The sequence below is a fragment of the Nocardia sp. NPDC051756 genome, assembly GCF_040681495.1.
Classification (GTDB): domain Bacteria; phylum Actinomycetota; class Actinomycetes; order Mycobacteriales; family Mycobacteriaceae; genus Nocardia.
Genome location: NZ_JBFAYV010000001.1, coordinates 1,056,289 through 1,071,806, shown reverse-complemented (window position 1 = coordinate 1,071,806; position 15,518 = coordinate 1,056,289). Strand labels below are relative to the sequence as shown.

General features: G+C 68.4%; 14 protein-coding genes. 9 read left to right on the top strand and 5 right to left on the bottom strand.

What is annotated here, in order from left to right:
• The first annotated feature begins 104 nt into the window (after positions 1–104).
• Together AB0M22_RS05290 and AB0M22_RS05285 are read left to right on the top strand one after the other, a co-directional pair.
• Positions 105–1,901, top strand: coding sequence for a DEAD/DEAH box helicase (locus tag AB0M22_RS05290; RefSeq protein ID WP_364721694.1), 1,797 nt, complete (start codon positions 105–107; stop codon positions 1,899–1,901).
• Positions 1,901–2,458 (top strand): hypothetical protein, encoded by a 558-nt coding sequence (locus tag AB0M22_RS05285; RefSeq protein ID WP_364721299.1) that lies wholly within the window; start codon positions 1,901–1,903, stop codon positions 2,456–2,458. The genes AB0M22_RS05290 and AB0M22_RS05285 overlap by 1 nt, the downstream gene beginning before the upstream one ends.
• Before the next feature lie 102 nt (positions 2,459–2,560).
• On the opposite strand, the gene AB0M22_RS05280 is transcribed toward AB0M22_RS05285, so the two are convergent.
• Positions 2,561–3,130 (bottom strand): class I SAM-dependent methyltransferase, encoded by a 570-nt coding sequence (locus tag AB0M22_RS05280; protein WP_364721296.1) that lies wholly within the window; start codon positions 3,128–3,130, stop codon positions 2,561–2,563.
• 55 nt (positions 3,131–3,185) lie between these two features.
• Between AB0M22_RS05280 and AB0M22_RS05275 the strand changes: the two genes are divergently transcribed.
• The gene (locus AB0M22_RS05275; RefSeq protein ID WP_364721293.1) at positions 3,186–3,953 is read left to right on the top strand and encodes a helix-turn-helix transcriptional regulator; all 768 of its coding nucleotides are present in this window, start codon (positions 3,186–3,188) and stop codon (positions 3,951–3,953) included.
• Between the two features lie 406 nt (positions 3,954–4,359).
• On the opposite strand, the gene AB0M22_RS05270 is transcribed toward AB0M22_RS05275, so the two are convergent.
• On the bottom strand, positions 4,360–5,100 hold the full coding sequence (locus AB0M22_RS05270; protein WP_364721291.1) for an SDR family oxidoreductase: 741 nt from the start codon (positions 5,098–5,100) through the stop codon (positions 4,360–4,362).
• A gap of 105 nt (positions 5,101–5,205) precedes the next feature.
• Here AB0M22_RS05270 and AB0M22_RS05265 point away from each other — a divergent pair, with 105 nt between their 5' ends.
• Positions 5,206–5,814, top strand: a complete 609-nt coding sequence (locus AB0M22_RS05265) for a TetR/AcrR family transcriptional regulator (protein ID WP_364721288.1) — start codon at positions 5,206–5,208, stop codon at positions 5,812–5,814.
• Between the two features lie 52 nt (positions 5,815–5,866).
• On the opposite strand, the gene AB0M22_RS05260 is transcribed toward AB0M22_RS05265, so the two are convergent.
• Positions 5,867–7,603 carry a DEAD/DEAH box helicase gene (locus AB0M22_RS05260; RefSeq protein ID WP_364721692.1) on the bottom strand — a complete coding sequence of 579 codons (1,737 nt, stop codon included), beginning with the start codon at positions 7,601–7,603 and terminating at the stop codon, positions 5,867–5,869.
• 191 nt (positions 7,604–7,794) lie between these two features.
• On the opposite strand from AB0M22_RS05260, the gene AB0M22_RS05255 reads away from it, so the two are divergent.
• Positions 7,795–8,910, top strand: a complete 1,116-nt coding sequence (locus AB0M22_RS05255; protein WP_364721285.1) for a YihY/virulence factor BrkB family protein — start codon at positions 7,795–7,797, stop codon at positions 8,908–8,910.
• 12 nt (positions 8,911–8,922) lie between these two features.
• Here the strand turns inward: AB0M22_RS05255 and AB0M22_RS05250 are convergent, their stop codons facing one another.
• Entirely contained in the window at positions 8,923–9,159 is a 237-nt protein-coding gene (locus AB0M22_RS05250; RefSeq protein ID WP_199856803.1) for a DUF3039 domain-containing protein, read from the bottom strand.
• A 171-nt stretch (positions 9,160–9,330) separates the two neighbouring features.
• Between AB0M22_RS05250 and AB0M22_RS05245 the strand changes: the two genes are divergently transcribed.
• Positions 9,331–9,684 carry a DUF3099 domain-containing protein gene (locus tag AB0M22_RS05245; protein ID WP_364721690.1) on the top strand — a complete coding sequence of 118 codons (354 nt, stop codon included), beginning with the start codon at positions 9,331–9,333 and terminating at the stop codon, positions 9,682–9,684.
• A 25-nt stretch (positions 9,685–9,709) separates the two neighbouring features.
• Here AB0M22_RS05245 and AB0M22_RS05240 read toward each other — a convergent pair whose 3' ends face one another.
• A complete protein-coding gene (locus AB0M22_RS05240) occupies positions 9,710–10,990 on the bottom strand; it encodes an MFS transporter (RefSeq protein ID WP_364721281.1) in 1,281 nt (426 codons plus the stop codon).
• Positions 10,991–11,140: 150 nt separating this feature from the next.
• Here AB0M22_RS05240 and AB0M22_RS05235 point away from each other — a divergent pair, with 150 nt between their 5' ends.
• The 3 genes from AB0M22_RS05235 (at position 11,141) to AB0M22_RS05225 (ending at position 15,428) form a co-directional block, all read left to right on the top strand.
• Positions 11,141–11,881 carry a VOC family protein gene (locus AB0M22_RS05235; RefSeq protein ID WP_364721279.1) on the top strand — a complete coding sequence of 247 codons (741 nt, stop codon included), beginning with the start codon at positions 11,141–11,143 and terminating at the stop codon, positions 11,879–11,881.
• 863 nt (positions 11,882–12,744) lie between these two features.
• On the top strand, positions 12,745–14,265 hold the full coding sequence (locus AB0M22_RS05230; RefSeq protein ID WP_364721277.1) for a methyltransferase: 1,521 nt from the start codon (positions 12,745–12,747) through the stop codon (positions 14,263–14,265).
• A 194-nt stretch (positions 14,266–14,459) separates the two neighbouring features.
• The gene (locus AB0M22_RS05225) at positions 14,460–15,428 is read left to right on the top strand and encodes a sigma-70 family RNA polymerase sigma factor (RefSeq protein ID WP_150405907.1); all 969 of its coding nucleotides are present in this window, start codon (positions 14,460–14,462) and stop codon (positions 15,426–15,428) included.
• Positions 15,429–15,518: the final 90 nt, after the last annotated feature.

The following is a 15,518-nucleotide window of genomic DNA, read 5'->3' as shown; positions in this document are numbered from 1 at the left end:
AAACTCGGTACTCTGTACGTTATTCAAGATACTTCGTACACCCTACGCCGATGGAGGGGTTCGCTCTGCCCAGCACACAGGCCACCTATCTGCCCGATCGTCACATGTTCGCCCTGTGGACATGGACCGGGGAGAACACCGGGCCCGCGCCCGCCACGCTCGGCGATCGGGAGACCCTCGCCCTCGCGGTGCCCACCGGTTTCGACGGGGCGATCGAGGTCGCCCCGGTCGACTGCGCGTTGATCGATCCGGCGGCGTTCGCGGCGCTCGAGCTCGCCGGCGCGGGAACATCCATTCGCCTGTTGCGGGCGGCGCTGCACGCGGAATCCGGTGCTGCCCCGACCGAGGTACTGCCGATCGCGGCGCACGCGGTGCCCAACGCGGCGGGCACCTCGATCGTGTCCGCCGAGCGCGCGATCCGGGTGCTGGGCGAGACCCACGCGGCGGCAACGGAATTGCGCTCGACGCTGAAAGCCGATCTGCGGCCGTATCAGGTGCGCGGGGTCAGTTGGCTGCGGGAAACCGTCGCGGCGCACGGCGGGGCCGTGCTGGCCGACGAGATGGGGCTCGGAAAGACGGTGCAGACCATCGGGTTTCTGCTCGGGCGCGCGGCCGACGGTCCGCAGCTCGTCGTGTGCCCCACGTCGTTGGTCGGCAACTGGGCGCACGAGATCGATCGGTTCGCGCCCGGACTGCGCGTGGTCGTGTGGCGCGGGGGCGAAATCGAGGCCGGCGCCGGGACGGTCGTCGTCGCCGGGTACCCCACGGTGCGGATCCACCGGCAGCACCTGGACGAGCGGCGCTGGGCGACGGCGGTTTTCGACGAGGCGCAGGCGCTGAAGAATCCGGGTACCCAGCTGGCCAAGGCCGCGCGGGCGCTCGACGCCGAGGTGCGCGTCGCGTTGACCGGTACGCCGGTGGAGAACCACCTCGAGGAGCTGTGGGCGCTGCTGAATCTGGTGACGCCCAAGCTGTTCGGGCACAAGACGCAGTTCCGGCGGCGGTTCGTCCGGCCGATCCAGGAGGGGTCGACGGCCGCCGCGGCGCGACTGCAAGACGCCATCGAACCGGTTGTGCTGGTGCGCAAGAAGTCACAGGTCGCCGCGTCGCTGCCGGCGAAGATCCACACCGACCTGCTGTGCGACCTCACCGGGGAACAGGAAGACCTCTACGACAAGCTCCTCGATCGCGCCATCGATGACGGATTCGGCACCGGCATCGATCGCCAGAGCCGGGTGCTCGCGGCGCTGACCGCGCTCAAGCAGGTCTGCAACCATCCCGGCCTCGTCACCGGCGAACTCACCGAGCTCGCCGGGCGCTCCGGCAAGCTGGACCTGTGCACCGACATCCTGGCGAACAACCTCGAAATGGACGCCCCGACACTGATTTTCACCCAGTACCGGCAGACCGGTGAGCTGCTGGTCCGGCATCTCGCCGAGCAGTTCGGGGTCACCGCGCCGTTCTTCCACGGCGGGCTGAACCAGGCCGAGCGCGCGGCCATCGTGTCCGGATTCCAGGCCGAGGACGGGCCGCCGGTGCTGATCCTCAGCCTGCGCGCCGCGGGCACCGGTCTCACGCTGACCCGCGCCGCGGACGTCATCCACTTCGATCGCTGGTGGAATCCGGCGGTCGAGGCGCAGGCCTCGGACCGGGCGCACCGGATCGGCCAGACCCGCACGGTCACCGTCACCACGCTCACCTCGACCACCTCTGTGGAGGAGCACATCGCCCGCATGCACGACCGCAAGTCGGCGCTTTCGGATCTCGGCGACTCGGCGGGCATCGCCGCGCTGGCCCGGCTCGATGACGATCAACTGGTCGAGATCCTGCGCCGCCAAAGAAGCTGCATCGCGGAGCGATTCGGTGAGGGGTGGCGGTCGGGCGACGGGAGGGCGAACTGATGCCGGACAACGAATTCGGATACAGCAAATGGGGCCGGGACTGGGTTCGTCTCGCCGAACCGCTCCGGCAGACGCGGCCCGAGCCGCTGCTCCCCCGCGCGCGCTCGGTCGCGCGCAACTACGGGGTGCAGGCCACGATCGACGGGCGGATCGTGCGGGCCAACATCCATCGCGGCAGCGAGGCGTCGGTGATCCATCTGGAGGTGGCCCCGCTGACCCGCGCCGCGATCACCGCGATCGGCGAGATCATCCCGGATACCACCGTGCTCACCGACGACATGCATCAGGCGGTGACCGCGGCCGGTCTCACCATCGCGCCGGTGCTGGCCGGCACCGACTGCTCGTGCAAGGCCCGCACGGCGCGCTGCCTGCACGTGCTGGCGACCTTCTACGACATGGCGCAGCGCGTGGACGCGAATCCGCGTCTCGCACTGGAAATTCAGGGGTTCTTCCAACCGGTACAGGACGATTCCCCCACACCCGCGGAAGAACCACGCTGGGTGCCGATCAACACCTTCGACCCCGCCAACTACTTCGGCAACCTGACCCCCGCCTGACCTACGACGGCGTGCGCGTTCGAGCGTGCTCAAACCACAGAGCGCATATACCTCTCACAGGGGCAGCACGCCCGGTAGGACGTGCTGCCCCTGTGGCTCGGTTCAGTCGGGGCGGCGGGCGCGGAAGCGGAAGCTGGTTGTGCCGGTTTCGGTTTCGACGTTGGTGAAGCCTATGCGGGTTAGGCGGTGGGCGGCGTCGTCTGGTGGGACCGGGACGCAGGTGTCGCCGATGTGCATCAGCCGGAAGAGGCGGGTGTCGAGGCCGTCGCTGCCCGCGAACACGCCGCCGGGGCGCAGGACGCGCAGCGCTTCGGCGAACAGCGCGTCCTGGGCGGTGGGTGAGGGCACGTGATGCAGCATGGTGAAGCACACGACCGAGTCGAATTCCGTTACTGGGAAAGGCATGTGGGTGCCGTCACCTTCCACCACGGTCATCACCGATCCGTGCCGGGTGCGCAATCGGGCGGCCAGGTCGGGGTCGATCTCGACGCCGGTGAGGGTGGTCGTGCGGTCGAGCAACGCGCGCACGTTCGCGCCATAACCCGGACCGATCTCGAGCGCGGAGCTACCGAGATCGAGGCCGGACAACGCCCACGGCACGATCCTCGTCGCGCTGGTGCGTTCCCACATGGCCGAGCGGCAGCAGAATCGGTGGAAGATGTTCATCGCCATGCTCATGACGCTATGAGCAGGCGGCCATGACCGCGACGAGCTACGGTGACATATTGTGTCGCGAAACGGCCATCCGTCCGTCCAGCCCGACCCGCCCGGTTCCACCGCGATGGTCCTCGGCGCGGGGGTGCTGCCCGCCGGCTACTGGTTCGACCTGCACGAGCATCCGCAGCACCAGATCGCCTGGGCCGCACGGGGAGTCATCGCCGTCGAGGTCGGCGACAACCGCTGGGTGCTACCGCCCACCCGCGCCCTCTGGATCCCCGGCGGCATCGCGCACCGCACCGGCAGCGCGGAGGGCGCCGAGATGCGCGGCATCTACGTCGACCCCGACCGCTGCCCTGTCGCCTTCACCGCACCGACGATCATCCGCGTCACCCGCCTGCTGCACGAACTCTTCGACCACCTCGGCGCCCCCGGCACCTCCGCCGACCGCCGTGAACGCGCCGAATCCGTCGTCTTCGACCTGGTCGAACCGGTCGACGTCATCCCCATCGGCGCCCACACCCCCACCGACCCGCGCGCCCGACAGGTCGCCGACGCCCTCACCACCGACCCCGCCGACCCCCGCACCCTCACCGAATTCGCCACCGCCGTCGCCACCAGCCCCCGCACCCTGGCCCGCCTCTTCCGCGCCGACACCGGAATCAGCTTCGGCCAGTGGCGAACCCAGATCCGCCTCACCGCCTCCCTCCCCCTGCTGGCCGCCGGCCTCCCCATCGCCCGCATCGCCGGCCGAGTCGGCTACGCCACCCCCAGCGCCTACGTCGCCGCCTTCCGCCGCGCGGTAGGCGTCTCCCCCGGCAAATACTTCACCGGCTAACCGCAGAAATCCGCACCCTCTCTCGGGATCCGCACCGGCTCTATGGCCCTATTCCGGGTGCAGATCCCAAGTGCGGATGCGGATTTCATCATTCCGTTGCGTCGGATGGCCGCGACATGCCGGAGGTACAGACCCTCGGCGACCAAGGGGCTATCGCGGCGGCCTCAGCCTCGTCGCGCCGCTGGGCAAACATGAATGGAATTGGCGGGGAGCCTGATCAGGCGTTGACGCCGCCGGCAACGTGAAGATCGAGCGGGTCATCCTGCGGTCCGCCTCGCTGGATCGCTGACCGAATCGACTACTGCGCCGCAGGTGGTCTCAGGGAGTGATGCGGGTGGGCGCGGTGACGTTCCGACCTCGTCGTATCACCTGAGCCTTCGCTGAATTGCCTTCGCGGACAGGCTGATTAGGCGTTGGTGCCGCCGTCGACGGTGAAGATCGAGCCGGTGATGTTGCGGCCGGTCTCGCCGGCCAGGAAGGCGACCATCGCGGCCATGTCCTCGGGCTTGGCGAAGCGGCCGAGGGCGGTCAGGCCGACCTGTAGGTCGTAGTGGCCGCCGTCGACCGGGTTCATGTCGGTCACGGTGGAGCCCGGCTGGAGCAGGTTCACCGTGATGTCCCGTGGTCCGAGTTCGCGGGCGAGCGCCTTGGTGAAGCCGTTCAGCGCCGACTTGCTCAGGTTGTAGAGCGAGAGCCCGGCGAAGGAGGCGTTCTCGGACAGGTTGCTGCCGATGCTGACGATCCGGCCGCCTGCGGTCATGTGCGCCACCGCGGCCTGCGCCCCGACGAACGCGGCGCGCGCGTGGATGTGCAGCGCGCGGTCGATCTCGTCGAGGGTGAATTCCTCGAACGGCTTGGCCGGGAAGATGCCCGCGTTGTTCACCAGGATGTCCAGCCGGCCCAGATCGGCCGCGGCCTGGTTCACCGCGCGCACCACGTCACCGGCATCGGCGCTGTCCGCGCGAATCGCCACCGCGCGGCGGCCGAGCGATTCGATCTGCGCCACCACGGATTTCGCCTGAACCTCGGCGTTCTGGTAGGTGATCGCCACGTCCGCGCCGTCGGCCGCCAGCTGCTGCGCGATCGCCGCCCCGATTCCGCGGCTACCGCCGGTCACCAGTGCCACCTTGCCCGTGAGATCCGACATCGATCCTCCTCAAATTCTGTGTCGATCAATACATAAATAGCTAAGCGCATCGACCGCGGTCGCGTCAAGGGGTATATTTAACGATCGACACAGAAAGGAACGACCATGGCCGAACGGGGACGACCGCGCGCTTTCGACCGCACGGACGCGCTGCGCCGCGCCATGGAGGTGTTCTGGGAGCATGGCTACGAGGGCTCGTCGATGAGCGATCTCACCTCCGCCATGGGCATCAACTCGCCCAGCCTGTATGCCGCGTTCGGCGGCAAGGAGGCGCTGTTCCGCGAGGCCATCGGCCTCTACGGGAAGACCGACGGCGGCTACACCGCGCGCGCGTTGCGCGAGGAACCGACGGCCCGGCAGGCGATCGATGCGATGTTGCGGGACAACGCGATCGCCTACACCGTCGAGGACAAACCGCACGGCTGCATGGTCGTGCTGGCCGGCTCGACCTACACCACGCGTAGCGAGAGCATCCGCGACTTCCTGGTCGAAAAGCGCAGGGAGACAATAGAAGAAGTCCGTGAACGGCTGGATCGCGGGATCACCGAAGGCGATCTACCCGCGGGCACCAACACCCCCGGGCTGGCCCACTTCTACACCACGGTGCTCTACGGCCTGTCGATTCAGGCCCGCGACGGAGCCTCGCTGGCGGAGCTGACGCAATCGATCGACTGCGCGATGGCGGCCTGGCCGGCGACCTCCACCTCCGCCTGATCCGCGGGTTCGGCGACCCGAACCGGTTGCGGCACTGACGAACTCGCCGTACCTACATTCGGCGCAGCGCCGCGATCCGCTCCACCAACTGATCCGCCGTCGCCAAAGCCGTTGGCGGCCCACCACATTCGCGACGCAGCTCACCGTGGATCACGCCGTGCGGCTTGTTGGTCCGATGGTGATGCATGGCAACCAAACTGTTCAGCTCACGCCGCAACTCACCCAATCGGTCGGCGGTAGCCACCCGTTCGGCTGAACTCGCCACCTGCGGGCCAGGATCTGCCGCCGATTCACCACGGTCGGCGATCTGCTTGGTCTGCCGCTCCCGCAGCAACGCCCGCATCTGATCGGCATCGAGCAGACCGGGAATGCCGAGATAATCGGCCTCCTCGTCGCTGCCCGCGAAAGTCGCTGTGCCGAAGGAAGATCCGTCGTAGATCACCTGATCGAGCTCGGCGTCGGCGGCCAGCGCGACGAAGGACTTCTCCTCCTCGCCCGGCTCGTCCTGCTGCTTGTTCGCGTCGATCAGCAGCTCGTCGTCGAGCCCGTCCTTCTCCCGATGCGGCTTGCCGATCACGTGGTCGCGCTGCAACTCCAGCTGCGCGGCCAGGTCCAGCAGCACCGGCACCGAGGGTAGGAACACGCTCGCGGTCTCGCCGGGCTTGCGGGCACGCACGAACCGCCCGATGGCCTGCGCGAAGTACAGCGGCGTCGAGGCACTGGTCGCGTACACGCCGACCGCGAGGCGCGGCACGTCGACGCCCTCGGACACCATACGCACCGCGACCATCCACGGCTCGGTGCTCGCGCCGAACTGTTCGATCCGATCCGAGGAGGTCGGTTCGTCGGACAGCACCAGCGCGGGCTTGGTGCCCGAGATGTGTTCCAGCAGTTCGGCGTAGTCACGCGCGCGATCCTGGTCGGTGGCGATCACCAGGCCGCCCGCGTCCGGCATGCCCGTGCTGCGCAACTGCCGCAGCCGCATGTCCGCGGCGCGCAGCACGGCCGAGATCCAGTCGCCGGCCGGGTCCAGCGCGGTGCGCCAGGCCCGCGCGGTCTGTTCGGCGTTGAGCGGCTCGCCGAGGCGAGCGGTGTGCTCCTCGCCCGCGCTGTCGCGCCAGTGCGCCTCGCCGGAGTAGGCGAGGAACACCACCGGCCGGACGACGCCGTCGGCAAGCGCCTCGGAGTAACCGTAGGCGTGGTCGGCGCGCGAGCGCGGGAAACCCGACTCGTCGGGCTCGTAGGTGATGAACGGGATCTGACTGTCGTCACTGCGGAACGGGGTTCCGGTGAGCGCGAGCCGGCGGGTCGCGTCGCCGAACGCCTCGGCGGTCGCCTCACCCCAGCTCTTCGCGTCGCCCGCGTGGTGGATCTCGTCCAGAATCACCAGGGTCCGGCGGTTTTCGGTGCGCACCCGATGTCTGGACGGATGCGAGGCGACCTGGGCGTAGGTGACGACGACACCGTGATAGTCGCCGGACGTGCCGCCGGTCGCGTTGGAGAATCGCGAATCCAGCTGGATGCCCGCGCGCGCCGCGGAGTGCGCCCACTGATGCTTGAGGTGCTCGGTCGGCGCGACGACGGTGATCTGGTCCACGGTGCGATCGGCCAGCAGTTCGGCGGCCACCCGCAACGCGAACGTGGTCTTACCGGCGCCCGGCGTGGCCACCGCGAGGAAGTCGCGTGGCTTGGACGCGAGGTACTTGGTCAATGCCCGGCGCTGCCAGGCGCGCAGCGAACCGCCCGAGGTACCGGAGCTGTTCGGCGTCGTTTCCGCTTTTCCCGCCACAGCGGCGCCACCCGACCCAGTCACCCAGTCGACCTTACTGGCCCGGCACGGCGTGTTGCTAAACCGACGCGGCATGGGCGATGGGCATCACATGTTCAACTACCGACACGCCGGAGTTCACCGATTGCCCGACGACACGTCGCCCCCGGAATCCGGTGCGGGGACGACGGGTGCGCGATGCTGTAGTCACGATGACCGACGAGAACACCATGCCGAGCGACCCGCTGCGGACCGACATACCGTCGCTCAGCGGTGGCATCGCCGCGCGCGAATTGACCTTCGGTCAACGCTTCACCATCCGGGCGCGTCGCGCGCGCCGCAACACAGTCAAACTCGTGGTGCGGGTCGCGGTGAAGGCCTGGGACGATTCGATCTTCGCCAAATCCGCGGCCGCCGCGTTCTGGCAGACGCTCTCGCTGGCGCCGCTGCTGCTCGGCGTGCTCGGCAGCCTCGGGTATGTCGGCACCTGGTTCGGGCCGGACACCGTGCAGATCGTCGAATCCAAGATCATTTCGTTCAGCCGGGACCTGTTCAGCTCGAGCGTGGTCTCGGATCTGATCGAGCCGACCGTCAAGGACGTGCTCGGCAAGGGGCGCGGCGCGGTCGTCTCGGTGGGTTTCGTGCTGTCGCTGTGGGCCGGGTCGTCGGCGATGGCGACGTTCGTCGATTCGATCGTCGAGGCGCACGATCAGCAGGACCTGCGGCATCCGGTGTGGCAGCGGATCTTCGCGCTGCTGCTGTATGTCGCGTTCCTGGTCGCGTCGGTGTTCATCCTGCCGCTGGTGGCGCTCGGGCCCGCGTTGATCGGGCGGGTGCTGCCCGCGCCGTGGCGGGCGACCGGGTTGCAGCTGCTGGATTTCTTCTACTACCCCGGCGTCGGACTGCTGCTGATCATCGTGCTGACCACGTTGTACAAGCTGGCGCTGCACACCTCGCTGCCCTGGCACCGGCTCTTCGGCGGGGCGCTGGTCGCGGCGGTGTTCTTCATCGCGGCCAGCGAGGTGCTGCGGCGGTATCTGTCCTGGGTCACCCAGACCGGTGTGAGTTACGGCGCACTCGCGACGCCGATCGCGTTCCTGCTGTTCACGTATTTTCTCGGGTTCGCGGTGATCCTCGGCGCGGAATTCAACGCCGCGGTGCAGGAGTTCTGGCCCGCGCGCGCGACCCGGATGGAGCAGGTCAAGGAATGGATCACCAATCAGTTGACCGGGGATTCGTCCGATGCGGAGGCAGCGCCGACCGAGACGACGGAGAAGTCTCCGCCGTCCTCGGCAGACACACCCGATCAACCGCGCGCGGCGTCCTAGGCAGACGCCGCCTCACTCGCCCTTTTTGAGCCCGTCGTAGACCTTCTTGCAGTCCGGGCAGACCGGCGAACCGGGCTTGGGCGAGCGCGTCACCGGAAAAACCTCACCGCACAGCGCGACGACATGGGTGCCCATGACGGCGCTCTCCGCGATCCGGTCCTTCTTGACGTAGTGGAAGAACTTGGGGGTGTCGTCGCTCGTCGACTCGTCGGTGGTCGAATCGGGGCGAACCATGGTGTCGGTGCTCACGGATTCCATGATGCCGCATCCGCGCCTACGGTGACCGATCACGGTCCGGTGTCCGCCTGACCACGCTGTGTGCGCTGCTGCTCCGACAGTGGAAGACTCGAAGTCATGCAGCAGCACGGCGACTCTCCCAACGCCGACGACATCGGCGGTGGCGAGCGCCCGGACGTGACGATGCCGTCGGCTTCCGCCGGCTCCGCCGGATACTTCCCCGGCGCCGATGACAAGCATCCCGTCCTGATCACCGAGGCCCAGCCGTCGCTGGAAGATCAGCACCGCTCCCGGGTCCGCCGCTACACCATCATCATGGCGTTCCGGATCCCCTGCCTGGTCCTGGCCGCGATCGCCTACAGCACCTTCGACAGCGCGCTGCTCGCGATCCTCATCATCGCCGTCTCCATCCCGCTCCCGTGGATAGCGGTCCTCATCGCCAACGACCGCCCACCCCGCCGCAAAGACGAACCCAGCCGCTGGGACGAACGTCGCACGGCGATAGAAGCGCGCTCGCACAAGTCCATCGACGGCTGACGGTCCGTACTCGCGAACCCGAGGGTCAGGCCTTCCGGCGGATGAAGGCGGACATGACGGCGGCGGTGGCGCAGAGGGCGCCGGCCAGGTACCAGGCGAGGTTGTAGCTGCCTTGGACGTCGCGGATTACGCCGGCGCCGGTGGCGGCGATGGCGGAGCCGATCTGGTGGGAGGCGAAGACCCAGCCGAAGGCCACGGGGCCGTCGTTGCCGAAGAGTTCGCGGCAGAGCATGACGGTCGGCGGGACGGTGGCGACCCAGTCGAGGCCGTAGAAGATGATGAAGACCCACAGGCTGGGTTGAGTGTGCGGGCCGAGCAGCGACGGCAGGATCAGCAGGGACAGGCCGCGCAGGACGTAGTAGCCGACGAGTAGATACCGCGGGTCGATGCGGTCGGTCAGCCAGCCGGAGGCGATGGTGCCGGCGACGTCGAAGATGCCGACTACCGCCAGCAGGCTCGCGGCGGCGGTCGGCGGCATGCCGTGATCGTGTGCGGCGCTGACGAAGTGGGTGCCGACCAGTCCGTTGGTGGACGCGCCGCAGACCGCGAATCCGCCTGCCAGCAACCAGAATCCGGGTGTGCGGGCGATCTTGGCCAGCACGGTGAGGGCGCGCGTCGCGCCGACCGTCGCCGGAGTCCGGACGCCGATCACGCTGCCCGGCTCCGCGCCGTACGCGGTGACGCCGACGTCGCTCGGGAAATCGCGAATGAACAGCAGTACCAACGGCACAACGGCCAACGCGGTACCGGCCACGATCAGCGACGGCAGCCGCCAGCCGTGCTCGTGCGCCAGCATCGACACCAGCGGCAGGAACACCAGCTGACCGGTCGCACCCGCCGCCGTGAGCACCCCGGTGACCAGTCCGCGCTGCCGCACGAACCATCGCCCGGTGATGGTCGCCACGAACGGCATCGACATCGATCCCACGCCGACGCCGACCAACAGCCCCCAGGTCATCATCAGATGCCACGGCTGCGTCATGAACACGGTGAGGCCGGCGCCGGCGGCGACCAGCACCAGCGCACCCGAGACCACCTTGCGGATGCCGAATCGATCCATCAGCGCGGCCGCGAACGGTGAAATCAACCCGTACAACAGCAGATTCAGCGAAACCGCCGCCCCGATCGTCCCGTGCGACCAGCCGAACTCCGCATGCAGCGGATCCATCAACACGCTGGGCACCGACCGGAACGCCGCGGCCCCGAGCAATGCGATGAAGCCGACCCCCGCGACGATCCACGCGGGATGCAGCCTGGTCACGGTGCTGTTCGAGGGAACACTCGGCGGCGTCTGCAGTTCGGTCACCCGCTGAGCGTGCCGGAAATCCGCGCCCTCAACGAGTGGCCGGAATGCCACAAACCACCAAGATCGTGCCAGCGCGGCCGACACGCCAATGCGCTCGACACCGCGCGCGGCGTTCCCTATCGTGTCTCGAGGCACTAGACAGGAGTGAACATGATTCGGTGGATCTGGGCCTTCCTGGACCGCCCCGCACAGCGATTCGACGACTGCGCGAAGTTCTGGTCCACGATCACCGGTACCGAACTGTCCGCGCGCCGTGGCGAACACGACGAATTCCTCACGCTGCTCCCCGATCCCGCGCGCTTCGCCGCCGCGGGCGTGAAGATGCAGTCGGTCACCGGCCTCGGCGGCGTCCATCTGGACCTCGACGTCGACCACATCCCGACCGCCGTGCGCACCGCGCTCGACCTCGGCGCCGACCTGGTCGCGAACCACCCCGACTACGCCGTCCTGCGCTCCCCCGGCGGCCAAACCTTTTGTCTCACACCGAGCGGCCGCGCCAAAGGCACACCGGCCCCCGCCGTCGCCGCCCCCGACGGCACCCTCAGCCGCCTCGACCAGGTCTGCCTCGACATCGGCCCCGCCGACCACGCCACCGAGACCGAATTCTGGAAGTCGTTGACCGGCTGGAACTTCCAGCAAGGCCGCCTCCCTGAATTCGCCCGCCTGCGCGCCACCGAGTCCCTGCCGATCCAGCTCCTGCTGCAACGCCTCGACGAAGACCGCACCACCAGCGCCCACATCGATCTGTCGTCCTCCGACATCGCCGCCACCGCCGCCTGGCACGAAACCCTAGGCGCCACAGTGCTAGAACGCTTCGACCACTGGATCGTCATGACCGACCCCGCCGACGCCACCTACTGCATCACCGCCCGCGACCCCCAAGGCGTCTGACCCATCGAGTCGAGTCATATGGTCGCCAATCGATCTTCAACAGCCACCATATGACTCGACTCGATCGCCGAGACCCGTTGCCACACACGAACACCGACACCTGCACGGTGCCGAGCCCTAAGGTCGGCGCAGATCCCGAGCAGGGCGCGGATTTACTGTCCACGTGGATGTTTGGGCGTCGCGCACCGTTTAAGTAGGGTTCTTCGCACACTGCTTCGTTGCCTCGCATATCTGACGGGTTGCTGCGGGGTGTGTGATCGCGCAAGCGAGTGTGCGATGTCTACCTATCTGTCGCTTGGTCTGATCGCTGAGGGCACTTGCGGGATCAAGGGGCGCTGGGTGGCGGCCTCCGGGCGGTCAGCTGGGTAACGGCCTCCGGGTCGTCAGCCGGGGTGGCAGCCTCAAGGTGGTCAGCTGGGTAGCGGCCTCAGGGTCGTCTGCTGGGGTGGCAGCCTCCGGGCGGTCAGCCGGGGTGACAGCCTCCAGGTCGTCAGCCGGGGTGACAGCCTCAAGGTCGTCAGCCGAGTAGCGACCTCCGGGCGGTCAACCGGGGCGGCAGCCTCCAGGCGGTCAACCGGGGTGACAGCCTCCAGGTCGTCAACCGGGGTGACAGCCTCCAGGTCGTCAGCCGAGTAGCGACCTCCAGGCGGTCAACCGGGGTGACAGCCTCCGGGCGGTCAGCTGGGTGGCAGCCTCCGGACGGTCAGCCAGGGCGGCAGCCTCCGGGTCGTCAGCTGGGTGGCAGCCTCCGGACGGTCAGCCAGGGCGGCAGCCTCCGGGTCGTCAGCTGGGTGGCGGACTCAGGGTCGTCAATTGAGTTGCCTCGATCTCTTGCGGGTGCGGGGCGGTGGCAGAGTACCGATGTGCCTACTAACCGATCTACGACCACTGGATCTCTGCTCACCGCGCTGTGCCCGGATCTGCGGGCGGCGCTGACTCGGGTCGGGTATGACGCCGACACGCTGTTGGAGGTGCTCGGGGAGGACGTGCATGCGGCGTTGGGGCGGTCGGAGCCGGTGCCGGTGCGGCGGGCCGCGCGGGATGCGGGGGAATTGGGCACGCTGATTCGGTTGCTGTTGCTCGGGGATGCGTTGCCGGAGCGGGATGTCGCTGCGGCGTTGGCGCCGGTGGATATCGAGCGCGCGGCGGCGGCGGGGCTGCTCGAGCGTGACGGTGATCTGGTTCGGGCAGCGCTCGATCTGCGGCCGCTGGATGCGGGAGCGGGGACTCGCTGGATCCTGTCCGACCTCGATGACTCGATGCGTCGCCGCGCGCTCACCGAAGACCATGTGCTCGGCGTCGGCCACGCCTCCCTGTCGCTGTTGCGCGCGACGCCGACTCGCAAGGTCGGCTCCGTCCTCGACCTCGGCACCGGCTGTGGTGTGCAAGCCATGCACGCCGCCTCCTATGCGAACACCGTGACCGCGACCGACGTCAACACGCGCGCGCTGTGGCTCGCCGAGGCGACCGCCGCGCTCAACGGACTCGACATCGAACTCCTCGAAGGCTCCTGGTTCGAGCCGGTCGCCGGACGCCGCTTCGATCAGGTGGTGGCGAACCCGCCGTTCGTCGTCGGCCCGGCCAGGATCGAGCACACCTACCGCGATTCCGGCCTCGCCCTCGACGGCGCGAGTGAGTTGGTCATCGGACAGGCGGCGGACCTGCTCGCCCCAGGCGGCACCGCGGCGATGCTCGCGGCCTGGGTGCACGTCGACGGCGAAGACTGGCGCCATCGCGTGTCGTCCTGGCTGCCCGCGCACGGGGTCGACGCCTGGGTGGTGCAGCGCGATGTCGCCGACCCCGCTCTCTATGTCGGCACCTGGTTGCGCGACGCCGGCCTCGACCCGCGCGACCCGGCCGCCCAGACCCGCGCCGAACAATGGCTCGACGCGTTCACCGCAGCCGACGTCGAAGGCATCGGCTTCGGCTTCGTCTACTTGCGCGCCATCGACGCCCCGACCGAACTGCTCGCCGAGGACCTCACCCACGGTTTCGACGATCCGCTCGGCGACGAGGCCACCCGCTACTTCGAACGTTCGGCCTGGCTGCGCGCCGTCGCCGGCGACGAAAAACTCGCCTGGACTTCACGTTTCGTGGTCGACCCGGCCACCGCACTCGAACGCGTCGCACTCCCCGGCCCGGACGGCTGGGCGCAGCAGGTGGCCCGCGTGCACCGCGGCGACGGACCCCGCTGGCAGCACGAGGTGGACGAGACAACCATCTCCCTGCTCGCGGGAATGCGGGCCGATGGGCTCCCGTTATACGAGTTGATCGAACTGCTGGCGGTTGCCCACGGATCTGACGAGGTGACCACGGAGTTCGCGGCCGACGCGCTGTCCGTGGTGGCCGGATTGGTCCGCCACGGACTGGTACGCCCCGTGTAATTCCGGCAATCGCGGGTAGGTCGGTGCAGGCACCGGACAACAGGCGCGTTCCACGTCTGAGACCTTCTCAGGAACTTCTCAGACGAGAGTGATGAAAACCGCACGTCAGAGCGGTTTATCTGAGCCGAGACGGGGAACTTTCTCTCTGTCGGGTCCGTTGTTCGGAGTGAGACACCACCGACAGGAGGCAAGTCATGACAAGCCCCGCCACCACTCGTGTGCGCATCAGCGATCAGGACCTCGACGCCCAGAGCCCCGCAGCCGACCTGGTACGCGTGTACCTGAACGGAATCGGCCGTACCGCGCTGCTCACGGCCGCCGACGAGGTCGAGCTGGCCAAGCGTATCGAGGCGGGCCTCTACGCCCAGAACCTGTTGGAGACCGGCAAACGCTTGTCGGCGACCCGCAAACGGGATCTGGCGCAAATCGTCCGCGAGGGTCAAGCCGCGCGGTCGCACCTGCTGGAAGCCAACCTCCGCCTTGTGGTCTCGCTCGCCAAGCGCTACACCGGCCGCGGCATGCCGCTGCTGGACCTCATCCAGGAAGGCAACCTGGGTCTGATCCGCGCCATGGAGAAGTTCGACTACGCCAAGGGCTTCAAGTTCTCCACCTACGCCACCTGGTGGATCCGTCAGGCCATCACCCGTGGCATGGCCGATCAGAGCCGCACCATCCGGCTGCCCGTCCACCTGGTCGAACAGGTGAACAAGCTGGCCCGGATCAAGCGTGAGCTGCACCAGCAGCTCGGCCGCGAAGCCACCGACGCGGAACTGGCCAACGAGTCCGGCATCCCGGTCGAGAAGATCTCGGATCTGCTCGATCACAGCCGCGACCCGGTAAGCCTGGACATGCCGGTCGGCAACGACGAAGAGGCGCCGCTCGGCGACTTCATCGAAGACTCCGAGGCCACCTCGGCCGAGTCCGCGGTGATCGCCGGTCTGCTGCACCACGACGTCCGCAGCGTCCTGGCCACCCTCGACGAGCGCGAACAGCAGGTCATCCGCCTGCGCTTCGGTCTCGACGACGGCCAGCCGCGCACCCTCGACCAGATCGGCAAGCTGTTCGGCCTGTCCCGCGAGCGGGTCCGGCAGATCGAGCGCGAGGTCATGTCGAAGCTGCGCAAGGGCGAGCGGGCCGACCGCCTCCGCGCCTACGCCAGCTGATCCCCTCCCCCGTGCCGGACTCCGGCACCCCTACGACGCCGGGCTCCTCCCCAGACCAGCCCGGCGCGCGACTCGGTGACCTTCGGGGTC

Coding starts and splice junctions, on each gene's coding strand:
- AB0M22_RS05290 (WP_364721694.1), top strand. CDS start 105: ATGTTCGCCCTGTGGACATGGACCGGGGAGAACACCGGGCCCGCGCCC.
- AB0M22_RS05285 (WP_364721299.1), top strand. CDS start 1,901: ATGCCGGACAACGAATTCGGATACAGCAAATGGGGCCGGGACTGGGTT.
- AB0M22_RS05280 (WP_364721296.1), bottom strand. CDS start 3,130: ATGGCGATGAACATCTTCCACCGATTCTGCTGCCGCTCGGCCATGTGG.
- AB0M22_RS05270 (WP_364721291.1), bottom strand. CDS start 5,100: ATGTCGGATCTCACGGGCAAGGTGGCACTGGTGACCGGCGGTAGCCGC.
- AB0M22_RS05265 (WP_364721288.1), top strand. CDS start 5,206: ATGGCCGAACGGGGACGACCGCGCGCTTTCGACCGCACGGACGCGCTG.
- AB0M22_RS05255 (WP_364721285.1), top strand. CDS start 7,795: ATGACCGACGAGAACACCATGCCGAGCGACCCGCTGCGGACCGACATA.
- AB0M22_RS05245 (WP_364721690.1), top strand. CDS start 9,331: ATGCCGTCGGCTTCCGCCGGCTCCGCCGGATACTTCCCCGGCGCCGAT.
- AB0M22_RS05235 (WP_364721279.1), top strand. CDS start 11,141: ATGATTCGGTGGATCTGGGCCTTCCTGGACCGCCCCGCACAGCGATTC.
- AB0M22_RS05225 (WP_150405907.1), top strand. CDS start 14,460: ATGACAAGCCCCGCCACCACTCGTGTGCGCATCAGCGATCAGGACCTC.